This is a genomic window from Streptomyces sp. ITFR-6, from assembly GCF_031844725.1.
Classification (GTDB): Bacteria; Actinomycetota; Actinomycetes; order Streptomycetales; family Streptomycetaceae; genus Streptomyces.
Map to the genome: position 1 here is coordinate 7649832 of NZ_CP134612.1, position 22426 is coordinate 7672257.

Annotated in this window: 22 protein-coding genes and 1 pseudogene; 9 read left to right on the top strand and 14 right to left on the bottom strand. The window is 67.8% G+C overall.

The window, feature by feature from the left end; translation table 11 throughout:
- Window positions 1–44: 44 nt before the first annotated feature.
- The 8 genes from RLT59_RS34685 to RLT59_RS34720 all read right to left on the bottom strand — a co-directional run bounded on the left by RLT59_RS34685 (window position 45) and on the right by RLT59_RS34720 (window position 9937).
- Window positions 45–2516 carry a site-specific integrase gene (locus tag RLT59_RS34685; protein WP_311307057.1) on the bottom strand — a complete coding sequence of 824 codons (2472 nt, stop codon included), beginning with the start codon at window positions 2514–2516 and terminating at the stop codon, window positions 45–47.
- Window positions 2513–2863 carry a helix-turn-helix domain-containing protein gene (locus RLT59_RS34690; protein ID WP_311307058.1) on the bottom strand — a complete coding sequence of 117 codons (351 nt, stop codon included), beginning with the start codon at window positions 2861–2863 and terminating at the stop codon, window positions 2513–2515. Before RLT59_RS34690 ends, RLT59_RS34685 begins: the two co-directional genes overlap by 4 nt.
- 16 nt (window positions 2864–2879) lie before the next feature.
- Window positions 2880–3092 (bottom strand): tyrosine-type recombinase/integrase, encoded by a 213-nt coding sequence (locus RLT59_RS34695; protein WP_311307958.1) that lies wholly within the window; start codon window positions 3090–3092, stop codon window positions 2880–2882.
- 101 nt (window positions 3093–3193) lie between these two features.
- Window positions 3194–3955 (bottom strand): metallophosphoesterase family protein, encoded by a 762-nt coding sequence (locus tag RLT59_RS34700; RefSeq protein WP_311307059.1) that lies wholly within the window; start codon window positions 3953–3955, stop codon window positions 3194–3196.
- A gap of 135 nt (window positions 3956–4090) precedes the next feature.
- Window positions 4091–4552 carry a hypothetical protein gene (locus RLT59_RS34705; RefSeq protein WP_311307060.1) on the bottom strand — a complete coding sequence of 154 codons (462 nt, stop codon included), beginning with the start codon at window positions 4550–4552 and terminating at the stop codon, window positions 4091–4093.
- Window positions 4549–6753, bottom strand: coding sequence for a site-specific integrase (locus RLT59_RS34710; protein WP_311307061.1), 2205 nt, complete (start codon window positions 6751–6753; stop codon window positions 4549–4551). Before RLT59_RS34710 ends, RLT59_RS34705 begins: the two co-directional genes overlap by 4 nt.
- Window positions 6750–8456 carry a hypothetical protein gene (locus tag RLT59_RS34715; protein ID WP_311307062.1) on the bottom strand — a complete coding sequence of 569 codons (1707 nt, stop codon included), beginning with the start codon at window positions 8454–8456 and terminating at the stop codon, window positions 6750–6752. Before RLT59_RS34715 ends, RLT59_RS34710 begins: the two co-directional genes overlap by 4 nt.
- A gap of 8 nt (window positions 8457–8464) precedes the next feature.
- A complete protein-coding gene (locus RLT59_RS34720) occupies window positions 8465–9937 on the bottom strand; it encodes a site-specific integrase (protein ID WP_311307063.1) in 1473 nt (490 codons plus the stop codon).
- A 206-nt stretch (window positions 9938–10143) separates the two neighbouring features.
- On the opposite strand from RLT59_RS34720, the gene RLT59_RS34725 reads away from it, so the two are divergent.
- Window positions 10144–10692, top strand: a complete 549-nt coding sequence (locus tag RLT59_RS34725; protein ID WP_311304304.1) for a hypothetical protein — start codon at window positions 10144–10146, stop codon at window positions 10690–10692.
- On the opposite strand, the gene RLT59_RS34730 is transcribed toward RLT59_RS34725, so the two are convergent.
- Window positions 10649–11440 carry an IS5 family transposase gene (locus RLT59_RS34730; protein ID WP_311304303.1) on the bottom strand — a complete coding sequence of 264 codons (792 nt, stop codon included), beginning with the start codon at window positions 11438–11440 and terminating at the stop codon, window positions 10649–10651. The two genes, RLT59_RS34725 and RLT59_RS34730, sit on opposite strands and share 44 nt — an antisense overlap.
- Window positions 11441–11821: 381 nt before the next feature.
- Between RLT59_RS34730 and RLT59_RS34735 the strand changes: the two genes are divergently transcribed.
- Window positions 11822–12370: a hypothetical protein gene (locus RLT59_RS34735; protein ID WP_311304304.1), complete on the top strand. Its 549-nt coding sequence runs from the start codon at window positions 11822–11824 to the stop codon at window positions 12368–12370.
- On the opposite strand, the gene RLT59_RS34740 is transcribed toward RLT59_RS34735, so the two are convergent.
- From RLT59_RS34740 to RLT59_RS34755, 4 genes are all read right to left on the bottom strand, one after another.
- On the bottom strand, window positions 12327–13118 hold the full coding sequence (locus RLT59_RS34740) for an IS5 family transposase (RefSeq protein ID WP_311307064.1): 792 nt from the start codon (window positions 13116–13118) through the stop codon (window positions 12327–12329). The genes RLT59_RS34735 and RLT59_RS34740 overlap by 44 nt on opposite strands.
- A gap of 265 nt (window positions 13119–13383) precedes the next feature.
- Window positions 13384–14106 (bottom strand): tyrosine-type recombinase/integrase, encoded by a 723-nt coding sequence (locus RLT59_RS34745; protein WP_311307065.1) that lies wholly within the window; start codon window positions 14104–14106, stop codon window positions 13384–13386.
- Between the two features lie 296 nt (window positions 14107–14402).
- On the bottom strand, window positions 14403–15449 hold the full coding sequence (locus RLT59_RS34750; RefSeq protein ID WP_311307066.1) for a tyrosine-type recombinase/integrase: 1047 nt from the start codon (window positions 15447–15449) through the stop codon (window positions 14403–14405).
- 123 nt (window positions 15450–15572) lie between these two features.
- On the bottom strand, window positions 15573–16367 hold the full coding sequence (locus RLT59_RS34755) for a hypothetical protein (RefSeq protein ID WP_311307067.1): 795 nt from the start codon (window positions 16365–16367) through the stop codon (window positions 15573–15575).
- 326 nt (window positions 16368–16693) lie between these two features.
- Here RLT59_RS34755 and RLT59_RS34760 point away from each other — a divergent pair, with 326 nt between their 5' ends.
- The 7 genes and pseudogenes from RLT59_RS34760 to RLT59_RS34785 all read left to right on the top strand — a co-directional run bounded on the left by RLT59_RS34760 (window position 16694) and on the right by RLT59_RS34785 (window position 20664).
- Window positions 16694–17215, top strand: coding sequence for a TOPRIM nucleotidyl transferase/hydrolase domain-containing protein (locus RLT59_RS34760; protein WP_311307068.1), 522 nt, complete (start codon window positions 16694–16696; stop codon window positions 17213–17215).
- A 45-nt stretch (window positions 17216–17260) separates the two neighbouring features.
- The gene (locus tag RLT59_RS34765; RefSeq protein ID WP_311307069.1) at window positions 17261–17569 is read left to right on the top strand and encodes a transposase; all 309 of its coding nucleotides are present in this window, start codon (window positions 17261–17263) and stop codon (window positions 17567–17569) included.
- A pseudogene (locus RLT59_RS39510) lies at window positions 17566–17814 on the top strand (IS3 family transposase); the annotation flags it as partial. The gene RLT59_RS34765 and the pseudogene RLT59_RS39510, both read left to right, overlap by 4 nt.
- A gap of 23 nt (window positions 17815–17837) precedes the next feature.
- On the top strand, window positions 17838–18482 hold the full coding sequence (locus RLT59_RS34770) for an IS3 family transposase (RefSeq protein ID WP_399127026.1): 645 nt from the start codon (window positions 17838–17840) through the stop codon (window positions 18480–18482).
- Window positions 18483–18574: 92 nt separating this feature from the next.
- Window positions 18575–18727 carry a hypothetical protein gene (locus RLT59_RS34775; RefSeq protein WP_311307071.1) on the top strand — a complete coding sequence of 51 codons (153 nt, stop codon included), beginning with the start codon at window positions 18575–18577 and terminating at the stop codon, window positions 18725–18727.
- Between the two features lie 3 nt (window positions 18728–18730).
- Window positions 18731–19135 carry a UvrD-helicase domain-containing protein gene (locus RLT59_RS34780; RefSeq protein ID WP_311307072.1) on the top strand — a complete coding sequence of 135 codons (405 nt, stop codon included), beginning with the start codon at window positions 18731–18733 and terminating at the stop codon, window positions 19133–19135.
- On the top strand, window positions 19087–20664 hold the full coding sequence (locus RLT59_RS34785) for a UvrD-helicase domain-containing protein (protein ID WP_311307073.1): 1578 nt from the start codon (window positions 19087–19089) through the stop codon (window positions 20662–20664). The genes RLT59_RS34780 and RLT59_RS34785 overlap by 49 nt, the downstream gene beginning before the upstream one ends.
- A gap of 96 nt (window positions 20665–20760) precedes the next feature.
- Here the strand turns inward: RLT59_RS34785 and RLT59_RS34790 are convergent, their stop codons facing one another.
- On the bottom strand, window positions 20761–21762 hold the full coding sequence (locus RLT59_RS34790; protein WP_311307074.1) for an IS630 family transposase: 1002 nt from the start codon (window positions 21760–21762) through the stop codon (window positions 20761–20763).
- Window positions 21763–22426 lie beyond the last annotated feature (664 nt).

Genomic DNA, 22426 nt, shown 5'->3' on the forward strand with positions numbered 1-22426 from the left:
TGACGGTATTCAACCTCGTCGGTGATATGCGGCCTGACCAGTGACTATTCCTCCTGGTGCCCCGGTCCGGGCCCGGTACTTCCGTTCGGATGCACTGCTTGTGAGGTCGCGCGTCGGCTGACTTCGGCTGCGTAGGCGCCCCAGTCTCCGGCGGCAGCTCGCTGCCATTTGACGGCGACGGTGATGTCGATGCCGAGAGTGCGGGCAAGGACCGCGGCGGGCAACTCGGTGGCGAGCTGGAACAGGGCGGTCGAGCGGGTCTCGGCGAGCCGGATGCCGAGTTTGCGGAGCCGTTCGCCCATGGCCCAGACGCTGATCGGGCGGCCGGGCTGGCCGCCGGGGAAGAGCCAGGGTGAGTCTGTCCGGGCGAGGACGGCATGGCTGCGGCGGACCGTAACCTGGTGAAGGGCAAGCTCAGCGACCGGGCCGGGCAAGTCGACGGGGACGGCGCCGAGGTGGAGGCGGACGGCTCCGCCGGTCGCTTCGATGTGGTCGACGGTGAGCCGGGAGATCGCCGCAGGCCACTGGGCATAGAGGAGCAACAGCAGGCTGGCGAGGCGGTCTTCGGACTTCAGGGTGTCGTCGTGCAGCAGACGGCGGGCGGTGGCCCAGCGGGCCTCGTCGTCCATCGCCTGGGAGGGGCCGTTCCATCGGACGGCCGGGAAGCTGAAGTCGCGGGCGATCTTCTGGGCGAGAGCCCAGCGCACGAAGTGGCCCGCCTCCCGGCGGTGCCGGACATCGTCGCTGGTCATCCAGCGTTCGAGGTCGGCCTGACGGCAGGTCGCGAGTGTCAGGCCCTGGGCCTCGATCCAGTTGAGGAGGTGGACGGCTGCCCGCAGATGCTGGCGGACGACGGTGAGTTGGGTGTGCGTGATGTCGTTGCCGCGGCTGCGTCGGCGGAGCCGTCGCAGGAGGTGCCAGGTTGCGTACCGGTGCAGGATCTTCCGTCCCTCGGCGGTGGTGTGCGAGGTGACGAGGTCGTTGACGTGCCGTTCCAGGCGGACCATCTGCTCGTCCCGCTGGGGCAGCGTGCCGGTGGCCACGAGCACGCTTCGGATGTGCTCGACGACCTTGCCCGCCGGGAGTTCGTCCAGGGCCTCGTGTGTCAGGGGTCGACGGCCGGATCCGAGATCGGACAGGACGGTGGAGACGATGCCGCCGGAGAGCCAGCGCATCGCCGTGCCGGCCCGTTCCGTCTCGGCCAGGGCGTCGTTGAGGGCCTGCAGCTTCGGGGGTATGGAGCCCGAGGCGTCGGCGAGAAGCTCGTGGAGCCGTTGCTTGAGAGTGCAGCGAGGGCATGGGCCGGCGGCTCGCAGGCGTTCCGCTTCCCCGCAGGTGGGACATGGGCGCCAGAGCTCGGCGTCCGGTGCGGTGCAGGGGCCGCAGACCGGTGCTTCGGCGGTCCCGGAGTGGATGCCTCGAAGCCGCCCGCATGCGGTGCAGTGAGCCTGGCGTCGGTCGCAGCTGCCGCAGCGGGGCAGACCGGTCAGACGGGAGTGGGTGCCGGGTGCGGTGCGGCCGCAGATCGAGCAGACGAGGACGGGCAGGGGGCAGCAGTTCGAGCAGAGAGGACCGTTGGAGGTGCGGTTCTGTACTCGCTTCCGCTTGCCGCAGTTGATGCAGACCTCGACGTTCGCGGGGTCGTTGGCCAGGCAGTTCGGACACAGCGGGCGCCCCTGGTCGTCGCGGGTGGCCGGCTCGCGCCGGGCTCCGCAGCGTACGCATTCTTCGACGCGGGACCTGGCGATGCAGTTGCGGCAGACCCGCTGACCGTCGAGCGGCTTGTCGATGCGAACCACTCGGTGGCAGCGAGGGCAGGACGGCCGGGCGATCCCGGCGACACCGGCCTCGTGCAGAAGGTCGATGAACCTCAAGATGGCGCGGTGCGGGGAGAGATGGGCCTCGCCGGTCAGCAGGCGAGGGTTCTCTTCCAAGGCCCAGACCACTCGCTGGCGATAGTGGGGACGGTGGGGCGCCGACCGGCGCAGAGCCTCGGCGACCACGTCATAGTCGGCGCCCGGGGCGATCGTGTTGATCACCGCGTGGATGACCGTGGCTGGGTCACGGTCATCGTGGTCGGGACACATCGAACAGCGTGGCAGGCCCTTGCGGTCCCGGAAGGTGACGCGCCGGGTGTTGCCGCAGGCGGCGGACTCGCTGGTCTCCTTGATGCAGACCGAGCAGTACCAGTCCTGGCCCTGCCGCTGGAGGCTTCGCAGCCCCTTCCCGCAGTCCGCGCAGACCGGTGGCGAGATCGCCGAGGCGCCGGCCTTGCGAAGGGCGATGAGGAGATCGCCGACGGCCCGTGGCGCCGGGGACCGGCCATCGCTCAGGACGGCGGGTCGCGTCTCCAGGAACTTGGCCAGGTTCCGTGACTTCGCGCGGCCGCCCGCGACCGCGGTGACCACGGTCCAGATGGTGTCGGAGCCGAGTTCGCTCTCGGCATCCGCGACAAGGTCCGTGATCAGGCCGATCGGGTCCGCGACGGAGCGGTCGAGAGAGCCGGTGGTAGTCACGGCCGGTCAACACCCTTGATTCGGGCCCGCTTTGGCCGCAGTCCGCCGAGTCCTTCCGAGTCGGGGGCCGTGCCGCCGACGGCTGCCTTCTTCGGCTTCTTCACGGCCCCGACCACCGCGATGGGCTCGATGAGGTCGTCCATGGTGCAGTCCAGGATGTCCAGCAAGGCCATGAGAATCTTCAGGCTCAGTCGCTCGGGCCGCTCCACGACAAGCCGGTAGACCTGGCTCGTGGACAGCGTGATGCCGCGTTCCTTCAGCGGAGGCAGCAGGTCGGTGGTGGAGAACATCCCGCGGTCGGCCATGACTTTGCGCAGGTGCCAGTGGTAGTCGAGCTTGGCGGCCATCGCCGGGTCCCTCCTGTCAGGCCCCGGCGAAGGCCGGGGCCAGTGCCTTGTGTAGGGAAGTGTTCATGAAGTCATCGCTGACGTGTGTGTAGATGGCGAGGGAGCTGTCGCTCTCGTGGCCGACTTGCTGCTGGATGAAGCGGCGGTCCACCCCGTCCTCGGTCAGATGCGTGACGTACGTGTGCCTTGTGTCCGCAGAGGTCGTGTGCGGACACCCCCGTGTAGCGATTCACCAGGCGGGTCAACGCGAATACTTTCGCGACGCAGTCCGTCGACCGTGTTGCATTCCGCCCTGTCGATCATGATGCAGATCACATCCTCCGGGAGGCGTCATGGTGTGTGACTGCGTCCGTCCCGTGGGCCGAAGGCTTCGAGGGCGTCTGCATCGGTAGCTCGCGCGTGAAGGAAGTAGTCGGCCCATTCAGCGATTTCGGGGTAAGTGGAGTCTTGAGTGACCTGGGCGACGGCGGCCTCGATGTCGAAGTGCGTGGAGCGTAGTTCGACGCCGGGGCCCAGGAGCGCCCAGTGGGCCCCGGCCCGTCCGTAGGGCATGCCGACACTGCCGGGGTTGATCACGAGTCGGCCGTGGGCGAGGCGGACGAACGGCATGTGCGTGTGCCCGCAGACCACTGTGCGGGTGTCGCTGTCGAGCCCGCTGAAGACCTCTCGCCAGCGGTCGAGGCGTGAGTCGACCAGGACGACTTCCTCGTCGTCTCGAGGGGTGGCGTGGCAGAACAGCACCTTCCCCAGGCCACGCACTGGCAGAGAGAGTGATCGCGGCCACTGACTGAGAAGGTCGAGGTGTTCTTCGCGTAGTTGTTCGGCAGCCCATGGGGCGATTGGATCGGGGATCGAGTCGCGTTGACCGCGGCGGTATTCGAGGAGTTCGCGGTCGGCGTTGCCGCTGATCCAGACGATGCGGTCGCCGAGACTGGTCAACAGGTCGAGGACCTGGGTGGGCTGAGGGCCGGCGGTGATGTCGCCGGTGAGCACGATGCGCTCGGCAGCGCTCACCTCTGGTTCGGCGAGCACGGCCTCAAGGGCGGGCAGGACTCCGTGAATGTCGGACAGGACGGCTACTCGGTTCAGCATGGGCACCACTGTGGGATGAGGTCCGCTTGGAGGTGAGACCTTTCGCCTGACGCGTAGTTCGGGGAGTGACTGCTTGCGAGAGTCGCGGGGTCCATCGGCCAGTCTGCTGACGACGCCCACCAGTGTCGTCCCCCCTCAACTGCAGGTTCCGATCACCGTGGTTCGCGGAGCGGGAAGGCGACTCACCCGGCTTGTCCCGGCCGCGGACTCTCGCAGGTGAGCGATTTCGTCATGCTGGGCGGCGAGCCGGGCCAGGGCCTGGGTGCGGAAGTCCGCGAGCTCGCCGATCGCCTGTTCCGACTGGGCCAGCCGTTCTTTGAGCTTTGAGTTCTCTGCCTTGAGCCGGGCGATCTGGGCCTCGCGGGGGTCGGAGATCTCGCCAGCGTCTTGGAGTGCCTGGAGGCGCCGTTCGAACTCGGTGCGGAGGTGAGCGTAGGGGCGGGTGCCGTAGAAAGCGGTGCGGTCGACGCCCGCTTCGCGGGCGAGGGTCTTGATATCGCATTTTCCGCCGGGCGGGATCTCGCCGCGCAGGAGCCGGTCCATGGCGGCCCGGATGCGGTTCTCGTTCTCCGTGCGCTGGGCTGCGGAGATTCTCATGCGGACTCCTCGTCCATGGTGGCGCTGGCGGCGTCGATCTCGGCGACGACCCGGAGGGCTCGGTCGTAGTCGGCCTGGAGTCGGGTGCGTTCGGTCTTGCGGGTGGTGCCGAGTTCGCCGATGAAGATCTTTGTTCTGTCGGCGTGCTCGGCCCAGACGGGGCGGTGGCCGGGATGGTGGGTGGCCTGCGGACAGCGGGCGGAGTCACACATCCCGATCAGCGGACGGTCCGCGGCGGGGGTGCCGGCGAGTTTGAGACAGAGCGCCCGGGAAGGATCGGTGAACCAGCAGTAGTTCGCCGGTCCGAGGTGCAGGACGTTGGCGCGTTTGGTCAGGAGGTTGAGGACGTCGCGGTCGTTGCGCTGGGTTTTCGGGGCCGTGGCCGAGGCGGTGTCGAGTTGGGCGTCGATGCCGGCGAAGAACTCGGTGAGGCTGCGGGCGCCGGGACCGGCGGGCAGAACGCCTTCCTGGTAGTTTCGGAACTCCTCCAGTACCAGCTGGAGATTGCGCTCGCTCTCGTGCTTGTTGACCTCGGCCAACAGCTCGGCCTGGGCCCCGCCGGGGCGCGAGGCGTAGCCTTCCGTTGTGGCCACGGCGATATGTTTCATGTGGATCTTGGTGGCCAGGACGCCGCCGGGCCGGTAGGCCATTTCGAGGGACAAAGTGCGCCGCAGCATCCGCAAGTTGACTGGTCCCCCGGGGATTGGCGCCAGGCCAAGGCGCCTCCCGGCCTCGGAGTTGGCCCAGTTCTTGAACCACTTGAAGCGGACGTTGAAGGAGAACCTGCCGATCAGCAAAGCCCCTTCTGCCGGGGCGTCGTGCAGTTGCTCGAGGAGTTCGATCGCTCGATAGACCGGCTCGATAACGACCCACTCGTCGTCGGTGCCGCCCAGCGGCTGCCCTTTGACGATCTTGCTGGCGATCCGGTAGCGGGTCAGGCCCGGGACGGCCTCGTCGGGCGGTCGTCGGCAGCCGATGCGCAATTCCATCAGCTCACTCGCACGCATGCCTGAGATAGCGGCAGCGGTGATGATCGCGGCGGTGCGGACGATACCGACCAGGGCGACGGCCTGGAGCCGGGACACCGGCAGGGTCCAGGGTAGTGACGATGTTCCGTCGGCCGCGGGGACCATGTCGACATCACGGCCGAATGGTCTCTCGACGCCGACCTGCGCGAGGGTGGCTTCCAGCGCCGGCCTCATGGTGGGCAGCCACGGATTGCAGAACTGGCTCAGCCCGGCCCGGCGGCCGAGGGTGCCCATGGCCACCAGGAGAAGGGGGTCGTCCTCAGCCCAGCCCTTATCGAGGCGCTTCGCGACGTAATGGTCCTCCAGCATGGGCAGGGCTGTGCACGTTCGCGTGTACTCGGCGAGGATTTCGCTGAGCTCCAGGACCGGGACGCGGTTCTTGGGCCCGACCCGCCGGAGTCCTTGTGCTCGTCGGGCCGAGTGGCGGTCGGATTCGCGGATCTTGTGTGCCAGGTCGACGGCGTGCGGACCTAGTGTGGACATCAGATAGAGGGCGGCCGCGAGCATCGGCTGCATGATCTCGTCCGCGACCGGTTGGGTCTTGTTCTCGTCTCGGCCGCTGGGCATCTCGGCGACGGCGGAGGCGGTGGCGCCGCCCCAGGGCCGCAGCCCGGCGGGGACGCGGTCGGCGGTGAACAGGTCGCGGTAGTTCACCAGGTCGACGACGACCTGGGCGGCGGATCTCCTGGTCGCGTGGCTGTTCTCGCCGATCACGGCTCCGTCGTCGTCGAGCACGTAGCGGCGGTGAGCCAGGTATGCCTCACAGTCCCGGGTGGTGACCTGCTGCAGGCTGCTGGTCGCCCGTTCGCCCAGCCAGTTGAAGAAGCGGACGAGTTCGTCGAGACGACCGCGGCAACTGGTGACGTGGAGCGGGTTGCGGAAGGCGCGGGGCAACGGGGCGACCGTCTGGTGGCGTGGTGCGAGCATCGCCAGGACCAGTTCCTTGGCCACCAGTCGCCAACGCGAGTCCGTGATCAGGGTGAAGTCGAAGCGCCTCACCGAGGGGCTCAACTGGGTCGGCAGCCCGATGACGTGGGTGAAGTCCCAGATGTCGTCCTCGAACGTGGGGCGAGCGGCGTTGTCCGGAAGGGCCAGCCCGGCTTCATCGCAGACATCGGCGCCCGCAAAGACGGCGGAGCGTCCGTCGAAGGCCGGATCGAAAGCCGTGCTCATGCGGTCATCTCCTCGGGCCGCAGGGGAAGTTCGTCGTCCCGGTCGGTGACATGGGCTGCGGCCGAGGTGACCACGGCCGGATCGAAGCGGTCCAGGACCTGCTGGATGCGGGCGGCATAGGGGCCGAAGACCGCCATGAAGTGAGCGGCGGGCATCTGCTGCCACTGCCGGGAGAAGAACGCCTTCAGCCGCAGCAGGTTGACCGCATGCCGTGGTGCGAACACCGCCAGGGGACACAACAGGCAGACCCAGGGGCGGGCCGGACAGGGTTTACCCTTCGGGCCGTGTAGTCCGGACAGCTGATCGCCGCAGGCGGCGGTGAACACATCCCGCTGGCCGCCGATGAGTTCGGCGATCACCTCATTCTCGAGGGCAAGGTCCGCGAGCAGCTGCGGATAGCCCTCGGCCAGGGCGGCGGCCTCTTCCTCGGTGATCACCGTCGGCGGATGCGACCTTCGCAGCAGGTCATGCTGGGCGTCTTCGATCACAGCCTCGACCGCACGTTGCTGGGCCGGGGTTGCGGCCGTCAGATAGTGGTCGCCTTCGACGGCGGGCGTGTGGTTGGGGTCGATGGTGGCCCGGCCGCTGCCGTTCCACGTGCTCTTGTCCCGCATCGCCTCGTGCGTGGTGCGGATCCGGGACCGGTGGATCTTCAAGGGCTGTCCGTCGTCCCCGACCAGCTGGTGGCGCTGGACCCACCGCTGGATGGCGACGCGGTCGAACTGTCTCACCCGCCGGTCACCGCCGGCCCGGCTGAGGCCCAACCACAGTTTGCGGCCCTCGTCCGGCGGAACGAAGCTCCGCAGCAGCGTGGAGTGGGCCAGCCACTGCTCCAGCAGACGCACGGCCCTGCGTGGCAGATTCAGGCTCTCGGCCGCGGTGCGGCCCTTGACGTAGGAGAGCAGGATCGTGGAGTCCCCGGCCCAGTCGACGTCCTGTGTGACCAGGTCCTCGATGCCGTCCGGCACGATCCCGGAGTAGATGCCGAACAACAGCCGGTAGGCGATGAGTACTTCCAGGTGCGGGAACAGGGCCTGCGTCGCGTCGTGGAAGCCGCCGCGGCGGTGGACCAAAGCGGCCGAGATGCCGATGTTGCGGCCGAACTCGGAGATGCTCACAGGTCCGACGGTGGCCAGCAGCCAGCGAAGATTCTGGGGAGTCCATCCGCCCTCGGCGGGATGCTGTCCGTGGGCGACAGCGGTCAGGGCCTGCCGGTGGGCCGCGTACGACTCCTCGACGAGCCGTCGGCAGAGGTCGCCCAGCCGCTGCCACTCGGTCTCCGAGTAGGGAGGCAGGGCGTGGTGGTTGGACTGAACGTTGAAGTTCCGTCCGGCCGCGAGCTCCAGCACGCCGTCCGCCAACGAACCGCCGGCCTGACCGAACGCCTCGACCATCGCGCGGGTGCACGCCTCCCGGCCGCCCGAGCATCCCATCAAATACTCGGCCAGCCTGCCCCGTCTGAGCTGGTCAAGGCCACCGGTGAAGCCCTGCGCGGCCAGGGTCCGCACCATGCCCCGGATCGCCTGGACGTAATGGTTGACCGTGCCCGCGGAATCCGCAGTTCCGTGCGGGTGGATCACATCCACCAGGCCGGTGGCCAACTGCCGGGCCAGCAGCGGATTCGGCAAGCCGTCCAGCGAGAACGCCGCACGGCATCCATCGCTGAACACGCAGGTGATTCCCAGGGGTTGACCGATCAACATGGTCGGCATCAGAGAGCCCCGCCCTCGATGTCGTCGTCGAACTCGGCGGCGGCTTCCCGGTCGGCGCCCGCGCCGTCGGTCAGCCCGGCCGCAGCGCCGGCCCCCTCGTATGCATCCCGGAAGATGCGCGTCGTGTCCAGGCGCCGGAGGTACTTTTCCGTGGTGAGGACGGTGGAATGTCCTAGAAGATCACGAAGCACCAGCAGTGGGTCGGCCTTGCTCAGGTAGAAGACCAGCGCGGCGTCGGCATCGGTGTCCCGCACGAGCTTCGCAGCCTGCCGGTAATGCCCTGTGACCAGGTATTCCAGGGTCCTCATGGAGAAGGTGTGGCGGCATCGGTGGGGCCAGACGTGCGGGAACCGCGGTTCGAAGCGGGCCCGGATCCGGTCGGATGTCCGCTCGAAGACCGTGCCCCAGGCGGTGAACGGGCCGCCGCCGTTCTTCACCGCCAGCAGACACGAACCGCCCTCCGGAGCGACCAGACGACGCCGCTCGGCCGGAGTCAGCGATTCCCAGGGCCGCCGGATCCCGTTGATCAGCCCGCCCCGGGCGTCCGGCTCGGTCACCATCAGCGGTTCGCCCCACCGCCGTGGCGGCCGCCAGAGCGAGCCGTCCGTCGTGGCGGCCCGGTCCAACTCGACATAATCGTGCAGCCCGGCCAGGGCCTCGTAAGAGGTCCACGTAGTGCGGAACTTCTTGCCCTTGGTGATCCCGGCCGGCACCGGGAACGGGATCGGAACCCCGGTCACCTCCGGCGGCAGGGCGGGGATCTCCCAGGGCAGCAGATAGGTGAACTCCTGCAGTCGCATCCCGGTGGCCAGCGCGTGATCCCCGACCGCCCCGTTGCGGGTCAGCTCCCGCCCGTGGAAACCGGTGTCCTGCGAGCCGTCCGGGGCCAGCCCACGCAGGCCCTTGCGGAACAGCTCGGTGAAGTCCGGCTCCAGGTACTTGATCGTCACGTGCGGCTTCGGCGTGCGGCGGACCGCCAGATTCACCTTCACCTCCCGGCCGGTCCCGGCGAACAGGGCCCGCGCGGCCCGGTAGGTGAACGGCTCGGCCGCCGCGTACTCCTCATGCATCGCCCACCGGTAGAACAGCGACAGGATGCTCATGTGCTGGCCCCACGTCGTCGCCGCGAACCGGGCCTTCAACGGCCCCGCCGCCCGATGCTCGGCGTACCGGCTCAGCCCGGCCTTCAACCGCTCCCGCGAGTCGAACAGTCCCACCCCGTGTACGGCCAGGAACTCCAACCACTCCTTGAGGACTCGCGCGTAGTTCTCCCATGAACTCGGCGCGGGCGCCCCGCTGACCGGGAGTTCACGCAGCCACCGGTTCACCACCGCCGTCGGGCGCAGCGCAGCCGGTCCGTCCTCGAAGCGCAGGTCGTCGTCGATGAGCACGGGCATCCCCTCGGGGACCAACGGCCGATGCTCGATGTCCCAGGACTCCCAGCCCCGGGACGAGAAGAAGCTCAGGATCATGAGCGCTGACAGTAGAAACACCACATGGCTCAGCGCAAAGCCCAAACAACCAGGCCAACAACCCAGTTGCAGCCAATCGCCACACGGAAACTAAGACGCTGTTGTCTTTCCGAGTCTGACGACTGTGTTTTCGCTGGTCAGGGGTAGGGGCGGCGTCGGTGTGGGAGTGATGGGGTGTCGTTTCGTCGCTCTCGTGGAGGCCGTGGATGCCGTCGGTTGTCGGACTGCTGGAACAGCACGAGCTTGCCGCTCGTCGTCGTGTGGACGGGCTGCGTGAGGAAGCGGACCGCATCCAGGCCGAGCTCGCGGTGGCCGAGCAGGAGTGGTCGGAGTGGACGATCGCCCGCGAGCGTGTCGGTGCGGTGCTGTCCGCGCCGGGCGGTGACTCAGCCGGCGTGGGCGCCATTGACGTGCCGGAGGGTGTTGTGACGGGAACCGAGGTGGAGGCGTCTGCACCTCTGGTGGTGAAGGCGAGGTCGCAGGTTCCGATGTGGCGCGAGGGGCTGGCCGGGACGGCACTGTCGGTGGACTACCAGCGCATCCTGGCCGCGATCGAGGATCGGGGCCGTCTCGGTCAAGGGCCGCTGACCTGTCAGGAGATGGCCACTGCGTTCGGCCTGGACGTGGTGCCTGCCAAGGTGGAGGGGCTGCGGTCGAAGGCGAAACGCCTGGTCGCGCGGGGCTGGCTGGCCGAGTCGGCACCGGGCCGGTTCACCCTCGCGCGGAGCGTGAGCGGGCCAGGCGGCGGGTCATGATCATGGTCATCGACCAGTAGATCATCGCCTCGGCGCTGCTAATGGATCGTTCGAAGTCACGCACCAGACGGCGGCTTCGCATCAGGTGGGCGAAGAGCCGCTCGACGATCCACCGCTTGGGCAGCACCACGAAGCCGCGCATGTCGTCGCTCCGCTTGACGATCGCCAGGACCAGCGCGAGCGCGGCCAGGCAGTGCTTGACGAGGCTGCCGGTGTAGCCGCCGTCGGCCCAGACGAGTTCCAGCCGGTGGTGAGCGTCGGTCACCCGCTCAAGCAGCACCTTCGCGGCGGCGCGGTCGCCGATGTCCGCCGCGGTGACCATCACGCCCAGCAGCAGGCCGAGGGTGTCGACCACCACGTGCCGTTTGCGGCCGTTGATCAGCTTGCCGCCGTCGAAGCCGCGGCTGTCGGCGCCGACGACGGCGTCCGCCTTGACGGACTGCGAGTCGATCACGCCGGCCGTCGGTTCCGCATCTCGCCCCGACTCCTCGCGGACCCGGCCGCGCAGCCGGTCGTGGAACTCTCTGACCAGCGCGTGGTCGCGCCAGCGGCGGAAGAACGCATAGACCCGGTCCCACGGCGGGAAGTCGGCCGGCATGGCCCGCCACTTGATCCCGTTGTCGACCAGATAGCGGATCGCGTCCAGCATCGCCCGGTGGCAGTACGCCTCCGGCTGCCCGCCCCGACCTCGCAGCCAGCCCGGCACCGGCAGCAGCGGCCGGACCACGGCCCACTCCGCGTCCGTCATGTCCGAGGGATACCGCCGAACACGCTCCGGATGGTCGGCCGCATTCCCGAACCGGTGAGCGACACAATCACACGACAGAGCAGCCGAGTTGAACTCCACCGGCGCGAGCACGTACAACTGCGGCAACAGGGTCTCCTGGATCTCGGTTGGCTTCGCAACCCCGAGCTACCAAGAGGCCCTGCCTTCATGCCCGCAGCCGGCCACGGTCACCCGATCGAGACTCCCGTTCGACGCCCACCCCGCACGATCGGAACGACAACAGCTACTAAGACGCTGTTGTCTTTCCGAGTCTGACGACTGTGTTTTCGCTGGTCAGGGGTAGGGGCGGCGTCGGTGTGGGAGTGATGGGGTGTCGTTTCGTCGCTCTCGTGGAGGCCGTGGATGCCGTCGGTTGTCGGACTGCTGGAACAGCACGAGCTTGCCGCTCGTCGTCGTGTGGACGGGCTGCGTGAGGAAGCGGACCGCATCCAGGCCGAGCTCGCGGTGGCCGAGCAGGAGTGGTCGGAGTGGACGATCGCCCGCGAGCGTGTCGGTGCGGTGCTGTCCGCGCCGGGCGGTGACTCAGCCGGCGTGGGCGCCATTGACGTGCCGGAGGGTGTTGTGACGGGAACCGAGGTGGAGGCGTCTGCACCTCTGGTGGTGAAGGCGAGGTCGCAGGTTCCGATGTGGCGCGAGGGGCTGGCCGGGACGGCACTGTCGGTGGACTACCAGCGCATCCTGGCCGCGATCGAGGATCGGGGCCGTCTCGGTCAAGGGCCGCTGACCTGTCAGGAGATGGCCACTGCGTTCGGCCTGGACGTGGTGCCTGCCAAGGTGGAGGGGCTGCGGTCGAAGGCGAAACGCCTGGTCGCGCGGGGCTGGCTGGCCGAGTCGGCACCGGGCCGGTTCACCCTCGCGCGGAGCGTGAGCGGGCCAGGCGGCGGGTCATGATCATGGTCATCGACCAGTAGATCATCGCCTCGGCGCTGCTAATGGATCGTTCGAAGTCACGCACCAGACGGCGGCTTCGCATCAGGTGGGCGAAGAGCCGCTCGACGATCCACCGCTTGGGCAGCACCACGAAGCCGCGCATGTCGTCGCTCCGCTTGACGATCGCCAGGACCAGCGCGAGCGCGGCCAGGCAGTGCTTGACGAGGCTGCCGGTGTAGCCGCCGTCGGCCCAGACGAGTTCCAGCCGGTGGTGAGCGTCGGTCACCCGCTCAAGCAGCACCTTCGCGGCGGCGCGGTCGCCGATGTCCGCCGCGGTGACCATCACGCCCAGCAGCAGGCCGAGGGTGTCGACCACCACGTGCCGTTTGCGGCCGTTGATCAGCTTGCCGCCGTCGAAGCCGCGGCTGTCGGCGCCGACGACGGCGTCCGCCTTGACGGACTGCGAGTCGATCACGCCGGCCGTCGGTTCCGCATCTCGCCCCGACTCCTCGCGGACCCGGCCGCGCAGCCGGTCGTGGAACTCTCTGACCAGCGCGTGGTCGCGCCAGCGGCGGAAGAACGCATAGACCCGGTCCCACGGCGGGAAGTCGGCCAGCATGGCCCGCCACTTGATCCCGTTGTCGACCAGATAGCGGATCGCGTCCAGCATCGCCCGGTGGCAGTACGCCTCCGGCTGCCCGCCCCGACCTCGCAGCCAGCCCGGCACCGGCAGCAGCGGCCGGACCACGGCCCACTCCGCGTCCGTCATGTCCGAGGGATACCGCCGAACACGCTCCGGATGGTCGGCCGCATTCCCGAACCGGTGAGCGACACAATCACACGACAGAGCAGCCGAGTTGAACTCCACCGGCGCGAGCACGTACAACTGCGGCAACAGGGTCTCCTGGATCTCGGTTGGCTTCGCAACCCCGAGCTACCAAGAGGCCCTGCCTTCATGCCCGCAGCCGGCCACGGTCACCCGATCGAGACTCCCGTTCGACGCCCACCCCGCACGATCGGAACGACAACAGCTACTAAGCAGAGACAAAATGCCTCAAGCAGTGCGGGACCAGCTCTTTCGGAAGGCCAAGGGCGTCGCGGTATGCCTCGAACCGGTCGTTGATCGAGCCGGGCCGCAGGCGTCCACCGCGTTCGGTGATCCACAAAGCGGGGTGGTCGGGGAATCCGAAGCGCGGACGGACGTTCTCGACGTAGTCGGCGACTGCCTCGACGGCCCAGTCCATCACCGAGAGCACGTTCCGGCGCCGCGGAGGCTGGCCCTTCTTGGCCTTGCCGTAGCGGACGTTGAGCGTGCCGTACCGGCCGAACTGGCCGGCCTGCGGGTTGCGCCCGAAGTCGACCACGTCGAGCTTGGAGGTCTCGGTCCACCGGAGCCCCCACCCGTAGATCACCTTGAAAAGGGTGGCGTCGCGGTAGGCCGCCAGGGCGCCCTTGCGTTTGGCTCGTACCGCTCGTTCGACCTGGTCATCGGCGTAGTCGAGGAACAGCTGAAGCTGTTCCCGGGTGAACGGCTTCGCCTCCGGGTCGCCCTCGTAGTCGTTGAGGTGGGCGATGGTGTTCCACTCATGACAGACCGCCACCGGGAAGGTGCCGAAGGCTTCCTCGCAGGCAGGGCCCCAGCCGTAGCGGCCGTCGATGAGGAACTCGCTGAACAGTCGCACGGTGCCCTGGTAGCTGCGGATCGTCGACGGTGCCAGATGCTTCTCGCTGGTCAACGAGACCGACCACTCGTCCATGTGGGCCGGCGTCCACTGCCACGGGTAGTCGTTCGCGAACTCCAGGAACCGACGTATGAGTCGTTCCCGCGGATCGATCGTGTCGTCCTTCAGCCCCCGCGACTTCTGCTGAGCACGCTAGCCCCGCAGCATCGCGTCGAACATCGCGTCCTCGGGACGCAGTTGGACCACCCCAGAGACGAGCTCCAGTTGAGCCGACCCCTCCAGGGCCACCTTGCGCTGATGCACCACTCCAGACCATCCCTTCTGGAGGGAGGATCATGCATCAGAAGGCATATGATCGGCAACATGCCTGGTCAGGCAGCTAGCTCGTAGTGGCCTCGGAGTCCTTCAAGCCCTCGCCGTGACCTGGCGACCTGGTACTTCTCGCCCGTCTGATGCAATTCCCGAGGGTTGACGTAGATCATGGTCGTGTTGAGCCATTCGTGTCCGAGCATCTCTTGGATGGCAACGACGTCCATGCCGTTGCGGTAGAGGTCGGAGGCCGCGAAGTGCCGCAGCAGATGTGGCGTGAGCTGGCCGGCCTGATGAGGCAGATACCGGGCGACCGTCTCGGCCAGCCCGCTTCGCAGGGCGTCGTCGGTCACGGGTCTGCTGGAGCCGTCGCCGTAGCGACGCTCGGATGGAAACAGCGGGGCCCGAGGGTCGTTGACCTTGTCGTCGAACTCCCAGCGAGGCCCGGTGATCCACCATTCCAGCAGGTCGCGGGAGCCGTTGATCAGCGGGACGAGCCGTTCCTTCTTGCCCCGGCCCCGGCTGCCTTTGCCCTTGAGTAGGACTTTACCGAACCGGCCCAAGTCCCAGCGGACATCGCCGATCTGCAACAGGCACAACTCCGATATTCGGGGTCCGATCAGGCTGGCCAGCCGCGAGGCGGTGTAGTTCCTGGCGGCCGGTGCGTACTTGCGAGCCTCTTCCATGCCGGATCGCCAGCCGCCGAAGAGCGTGGCGATCTCGGTTTCCGGCGGCGGGATCCGCAGCCTCCCCGAGGTGCCCCCGCGGGGCCGGTTGACCTCGTCCAGCGGGGATTCGACGACGAAGCCGGTGGCGGCGTGGATGGCTGCCTTGTGGCGGAGTTCGAGGAACTCAAAGAACACCGCGAAGGCAGCCGCCTGGCGGACCTTGGTACCCGAAGCCGAGTCGCGGCGGTGCCGGCCGAAGTAGCGGTCGAGATCCTGAGGCTCCATCTCCCACAGAGGCCGGCCGAACCACTCACGCAGGGCAAGGACGGGTCCGACGTCACCGCGGATGGTGCCGTCCAGGACGCCGGCGGAGGCCCGGGCGAGGACGAACTCGGCCAGCAGATCCTGCTCGAAGGCAGCGACCTCCTCGGCTGCTTCCAACCGGAGTTACGGCCGTAGATCGCGCACGACAGCCAATGCCATCCCGGTCCTCCTCTTCAGCTATCCGACGACTCTGCTGCAACAGCCGAGAATACTTCAGGATTTCCGAGAAGTGAGCACTAATCACCCTGCCGTATCGTGCCGGAGGGAAGACCAGGTCAGGAAGCCATCGAGGTCACCAGCGAAGCCCAGGGGCCCAGGGAACCCACGGGAACATGGACATAGAACTCGTGGAACCGCGTCCAGCGCTCGTTCTCCTCCCGCGACCGGCTCTTGAAGATGACCTTCTACACCGCCCGGCGTGAGGTTGTCGTAGCGGACCTGCCCGGCCGGCACCCCGCCCAGCCTGTTCAGCGCGTGAACATGTCCTTCGAAGAACGCCTGCTGCCCCTGCGAGCGCGAGATGCGGTGGACCGCCCTGCCCGAATACGCCAGCCGGAAGGCGAACAGATGACACTTCACCGCGTCCTCCCGGCCGCCCAGACGCACCCAGACCTCGCCGAAATCGACCTCGGCATCCGCCCCCAGAGCGTTGCGCCGGGTCAAGAACGCCTCGGCCGGCGCCCCGGCCTCCTCGGCGATCGCCCGGCGCCGGACCGTGACGAAGTCCCGCACCGTGGTGTAGGCGAGCGTCACCCCGAACTCCTCCTCGAGCCGGGCCCCGATCCGCTTCGCGGTGTGCCGCTGCTTGCGCGGCGCCTCCAGATCCTCACGCAGCCACTTGTCGACCGTCTTCTTGTACGGCTCCATGCGAGGCGAGACCCGCCTGGGCATCTTGCGCGGCGCGACCATCGACGAGGTCAGCGCCTCGCGGACCAGCCGCCGGTGCACGCCGTACTTCCGTGACAACGACCGGATCGACAGCTTCTGCTGCCAGCTGTCCCGACGGATCCGGTCGAACAGCTCCTGCTTGGACAACGACATCCAAAGCCACTACCCTCGACAGACCATAGAAAACGTCTCACCGCAAGGACAGAGGTGGGGCCACTTCGCGTCGCCACTACCCCTCAACACCTCCGTACGCCCCACGAAGTGGGGCCAGTTGGAGTCGCCCTGGTGGGGCCAAAAGAAGACGCCCTAGCCAGCCGGTCCAGGTCATCCTCACCACCCACAGCCCGAACCTGGCCTCGGCCATCCCGGTCGAACACCTCACCCTCGTCGCCCGCGGATCGACCTTTCGCCTGGCCCCGGGACTGACCTGTCTCGACGAGGGCGACTACGCCTTCCTCACCCGCTTCCTCGACGTGACCAAGGCCAACCTGTTCTTCGCCCGCAGCGTCGCCATCGTCGAAGGCGACGCCGAAGCCATCGTTTTGCCCGCCCTCGCACAGGCGGTCGGCCGGTCCTTCAGCGAATGCGGCGTCAGCGTCGTCAATGTCGGCGGCGTCGGTCTCTTCCGCTACAGCCGGATCTTCCAGCGCGACGGCGAGCAGATCCCGATCGCGGTGGCCTGCATCCGGGACCGGGACCTGGTGCCCGCCGGCACTTCGGAGGAGATGCGCAAGCAGCTGAAGTGCTCAGTGGAGATGACCGGGCAGCAGATCGCCGATCACGTCGCTGCGCTGAAGGAAAGGGACAGCGGCCACGTGCGCACCTTCGTCTCCGATCACTGGACGGTGGAGTACGACCTGGCCGCAGCCTCCTGGACCATGGCGACCCTCATGCACCAGGCCGTCCGCGCTGCTGTCGCCTCCAAGACCACCTGGCCCACTGCGGACAGGCTCGCCGACCTGGACCGCTCTGAGCTTCCCCCGAGATGCGGGTGAGTTGACAGGGGGGGGCAGATGGGACTCATGAGAGGAACATCGACCATGGCTGCCCCCAGAAAGTACTCGCTGGAGTTGCGTGAGCGTGCGGTGCGGATGTATCGCACCGCCGATCCGAAGCCGCAGATCAAGAAGCTCGCCGTCGACCTCGGCGTGCATCCGGAGGCCCTGCGCGGCTGGATCCGTCAGGCCGAGGCGGACGCCGGCGAGCGCGATGACCGGCTGACCACCGATGAACGCGCCGAACTCGCCGCCCTGCGCAAGGAGAATGCCCAGCTCAAGCGGGCGAACGAGGTGCTGCGGACGGCCTCGGCGTTTTTCGCGGCGCAGCTCGACCCGACCCGGCCCAGGTGACGGCGCTCGTTGACGAGCACCCGCATCTGGGGGTCGAGTGCGTACTCCGGGAACTGCACATTGCCTCCTCAACGTACTACCGCTGGCGCCGTGCCGAGCGCGAGCCGTGCGAGCGCGTCCGCCAGGACGCGGAGCTGACCGAGCAGATCCGGCAGATCCACGCCGACTCGGGCGGGATCTACGGCTCGCCGCGCGTCCACGCGACCTTGAAGCGCGAAGGTGTGCCCGTGGGCCGCAAGCGGGTCGAGCGGCTGATGCCCCGGCCGACATCGCGGGCGTCAGCCCGCGCCGGGGCGGCTTCACGCGCCGCGATCCCAAGGCCACGCTCGCTCCGGACCTGGTCAAGCGGGACTTCACAGCGCCCACGCCGAACCGGCTGTGGGTCACCGACCTCACGATGATCGCCACCGGAGAGGGGCCCTTGTGGCTGTCCGCGATCCGGGACGCGTTCTCGCGCCGGGTGGTGGCCTGGGAGACCTCCGCCCGCGCGGACGCCGACCTCGTCCTCGCCACGCTCGAGTACGCCCTCGCCTCCCGCGAGGTCGAGCCCGGCATACTCGTGCACCATGCGGACCACGGCTGTCAGTACACGTCCGTGAAACTGACAACTCGCTTGTTGCGTGCGGGAGTGCACGCGTCCATGGGCTCGGTCGGGGACTCGTACGATAACGCTCTCGCGGAGAATTTGTGGATGCTGATCAAGACGGAGTGCATCCGCGACCGCGTCTTCGCGACCAGGGCCGAGGCGAACCTCGCGCTCTTCGAGTACATCGACGGCTTCTATAACTCCCGGCGCATCCAGAGACGGCTCGGCTACCTCAGCCCGCTCGAGTTCGAAGAGAAGCACTACGCCAACCAGGCAACGACCGAACGAACGAACCTGAAACCCCGTCAACCCGCCCTGACCAGCTGATCAGCACCTCCCGCACACCGGGGGAAGCTCACTCGGCCAAGGAGGAGGTCACCAAGTGGCGCGAGAGCAACGTTCCCCTGAAGAAGGCGGCCTTGGACATTTATGAGCCGTTGCGGATGGGCCGGGGCAACAAGCCGATCGCCGCTCAACACGCGGCCCGGCTCCTGCAGAGCACCTCGGTGACCGATGACGATCTGCCGCCCTACCTCGTGGCCGCCTTCACCTATCTGTGCAGCGAGGTCTGAGCGATGACACCCCTCTATGCCCCCGACGTCTTCATCAAGGACAAGGTCGAGGCACTCGCCCAGCAACTCGGCCTCGAACTGCCGCACCAGGAGCAGTGGGACTTCATCCAGAGCGCGGAATCCCTGGACCTGCAAGCAGCTCCCGGCTCGGGCAAGACCAGCCTGATCGGGCTCAAGCTCGCGCTCCTGAGCCAGGGATGGACCTCGCCCACGCGCGGCATCTGCGTCCTGTCCCACACCAACACGGCCAAGGACGAGATCACCAACCGCCTCACCGCCTCACCGCCACACCGGCGGGACGCCGCCTGCTGCAGTACCCGCACTTCATCGGCGCGATCCAGGCCTTCACGAACACCTTCTTGGCCCTGCCAGCCCTGCGGTCCCGGGGTATTGAAGTCCAGACCGTAGACGACCAGGCTTACGCGGACGAAGCTCTCCGGCTGCTCGAACGCCACCTCCGGTTCCGGAAACTCAACACCGCGCTCGGGCATCGCACGAATGGCCCCGCACTCGTCGCCGAGGCCCGCTACGTCTGCGACGCCGGAGACCTGATTGCGGCGGGCCCTGATGGCACCCCGCCCTTCAAAGCATCCAGCGACAGTGGCCAACAGTTCGCCGCTCTCAAGGAAGCGCTCACCGAGCGAGGTGTCTTCCGCTATCACGACATGTTCGCCCTCGCCGAGCACCACCTCTTTCATCACCCCCAGCTCGCGCTGGCCGTCGCCCACCGCTTCCCCTTCGTCCTCCTGGACGAAATGCAGGACACCAGCGATCTCCAGCAACGCCTGCTCGACAAGGTCTTCGGCCCGCCGGGCACGGTCGTTCAGCGTGTGGGTGACGTCAACCAGCGCATCTTTGCCGACGCACCGGATGCCGCACAGCCCTCGTCGTTTCCCCTGCCGCACGCCGCCCAACTTCCCGTCAGCCGCCGGTTGGGCAGCAAGATCGCAGCACTCGCCAGCGACCTCACGGTCCACCGCCGCCAACGCATCGACGGCGGCGGCCACGACGGTACCGTCGCCCTGCTGCTCTTCGACGACGACACCGTCGCCGAGGTCGTACCGGCCTTCGAACGGATGGCGGCGGCCACCGTCCCCCGCCAACTGCTGCTGGACAACCCGCCCCGCGTCCTGGGCGCCCGCCTCACGCGGGGAAGCGCCAAGGCCTTTCCACAATCCCTTTCCTGCTATGTACCCGGCTTCACCGCCACGCCGGTCCAGACAACCGGCAGTTTCATCACGACAGCACGTGCCGCCCAGGCCCTGCGGCAATCCGGCGACAACCACGCAGCCGTCACGCTCCTGTGGAACGCAGTCCGTGACGTAGCCCGACTCGCCAGTTCCGGCGGCCTGCCCCCGCTGAGGCGACTGGACCGAGCCCCGGCCACCGCCGGAGGCCGGGCACGCCTGCTCCTGCACGACATGCTGACGTACCCACTCGACAGCCCCGTCGAATGGACTGTCCTCACCGCCCGGCTTCTGCGGCTGCTGCCGGACCTGACTCAGAGCCCCTTGAAGGGGGTCGCCCGTCTCGCAGATCCCCTTGCCCACATCCCGTACGTCGCCCAGCCCACGCCCACGCCCGCGCCCGCGCCCGTGCTCGATGCGTTGGCTGATGCGGACCAGGGCGTGGTGGCGTCGGTTGCGGGATCGATCCAGAGCGCCAAGGGCGAAACCCACGCGGCCACGCTCATCCTCGAATGCCTGGAACGCAGCGGCAAGAAGTACGACGTACACGAGGTCCTCGGGCTCCTGAGCCGACAGCAGGACGCCTCCCGGGCCCTGGTCACGATCCAGCGCGCGGCGCAACTCGTCTTCGTGGGCGCTACCCGCCCCACTCACCTGCTCGCCTTCGCCGCGCACCGCACACGAGCCGAACCGCACATCGAGGCTATGACGGCCCGCAGCTGGTCTGTCCACGACATCCGCGCTCTTTGAGCGGCTGCTGGCTGGTCATGCATGACCGGGCAGATGACCGGGTCGTTGCGAGCAATCGGTCTGTGCTGGAGTGTGAGGAGCGGCACAGGCTATTGATCAGAAACTCATGGGGTTCTCGTCCAGGACGTAGCGGACGTGCGGGCCGCCGAAGTAGCCGCGGATGATGTGTGGCTGACGTTGTCGGCGGTGGAAGAACCTTCGGGTTTCGGCGGCGAGTTCGGCCTGGTTCCTGGCCCGGTGGGTGTGGGGCAGGCTGCGTTTCAGGTCGGCGTTGACCAGCTCGTCGGGGTTCAGTTCGGGTGAGTACGAGGGCAGGAAGTGCAGCTCGATTCGGTCCTGGTGGTCGGCGAGCCAGGCCCGGACGGTCTTCGAGCGGTGGGCCGAGTGCCGGTCGACGATCAGGTGGACCTTGTGGTCGAAGTGCCCGACGAGCCGGGAGAGGAAGCGGCACATCACCTTCGCGTCGAACGACTCGGTGAAGACCATGAAGTGCATCCGGCCGCGGGTGCTGATCGCGGACATCGCGTTCACGGAGCACCGGTTCCCGGTCCGGCGGACGATGGGGGTGGAGCCTTTGGCGCCCCAGGTGCGGCCGGTGACCTGGTCCGAGCGGATCCCGACCTGGTCACCGAAGAGAACCTCGGCGTTCTCCGCCTTCGCCCTGGCCCGGATCGCCGGCCAGGTCTCCTCGCGCCAGACGCGGACCGCTTCCGTATCCTGCTCGATCGCCCGCTTGTCCGGACGCTGGAAGGTCAGCCCCCAGCGCCTGAGGTACTTGCCCACCCCGGGCTCGGTGAACCGGACCCCGTACAGCTTGAAGATCAGCTCGCCTATTTGCCCCCGCGTCCACAGCTGACCCGAAAGCCCCAGCTCAGAGGGGATGTGATCGAGGATAGCCTGCCGCACAGCGGCCTGCTCGGCCTCGGACAGGACCTGGTGCTCGCCCACGCGGCGGCCTCGCGGGCGCGACAGCAGTGCGTCCCGGCCACCGGCCCGCCACCTCACCCACCAGTTGTCCACGGCCTTGACCGACACCTTGAACAGGGCGGCGACCTCCACCCGGTCCCGGCCCTCCACCAACGCGGAAACCGCCAGCAACCGCACAGCTTCCTGCGCGTTCGGCGACCACGTCCGCGCGTCCCCCACCAGATCACTCACACACCATCAACGAGCCTGAACTCAAAGCGTTTCGGATCAATAGAACGCGCCCTTGCGTCCGGTCAGGAAATGCGATCAGGAAATCGCTTTGGGTGCGATGTCAGGGGGAGCGCGGCTCTGCCTGGAAGGAAGCGGAGGGTGCAGGCTCTAAGAGGAAAGAGCCTTGCTCGCCAATATTGCGATGTCTGGTTCGTGATGCGGGCGCGTTCTGCGTCGCAAGAGTGCGAGAAAAACGTCAGTCGGCCGCAATCTGAGCGGTCACGCTGAATGGCATGCGTCTGACTCTCGCGCGATTACTGCTGTCCCCCGTCACCAGCGGCCGTGCCACCTGGGCGGTGGCCCGTAGTCGGGGCCGACTCTCCTTCGATGTTGCCTGGCGCCGAGAACGCCTGGCCAGGCACCCTGATGAGTTGGTCTACCGGCTGCACGGACACCTCCCGCTGCAGAGCCCAGGAGTCGGACGTGACACCGGACCTGTACACGGGCAACCGGACGCAGAACCTGGCCGCGAATACGAGACGTGAAGTCATTAGCGTTCGCGCTTAAGTGACTCCTGATACGGGAGAAACGTGTGTGACAGGGGGGGAATGGATGCCTTTCGGTC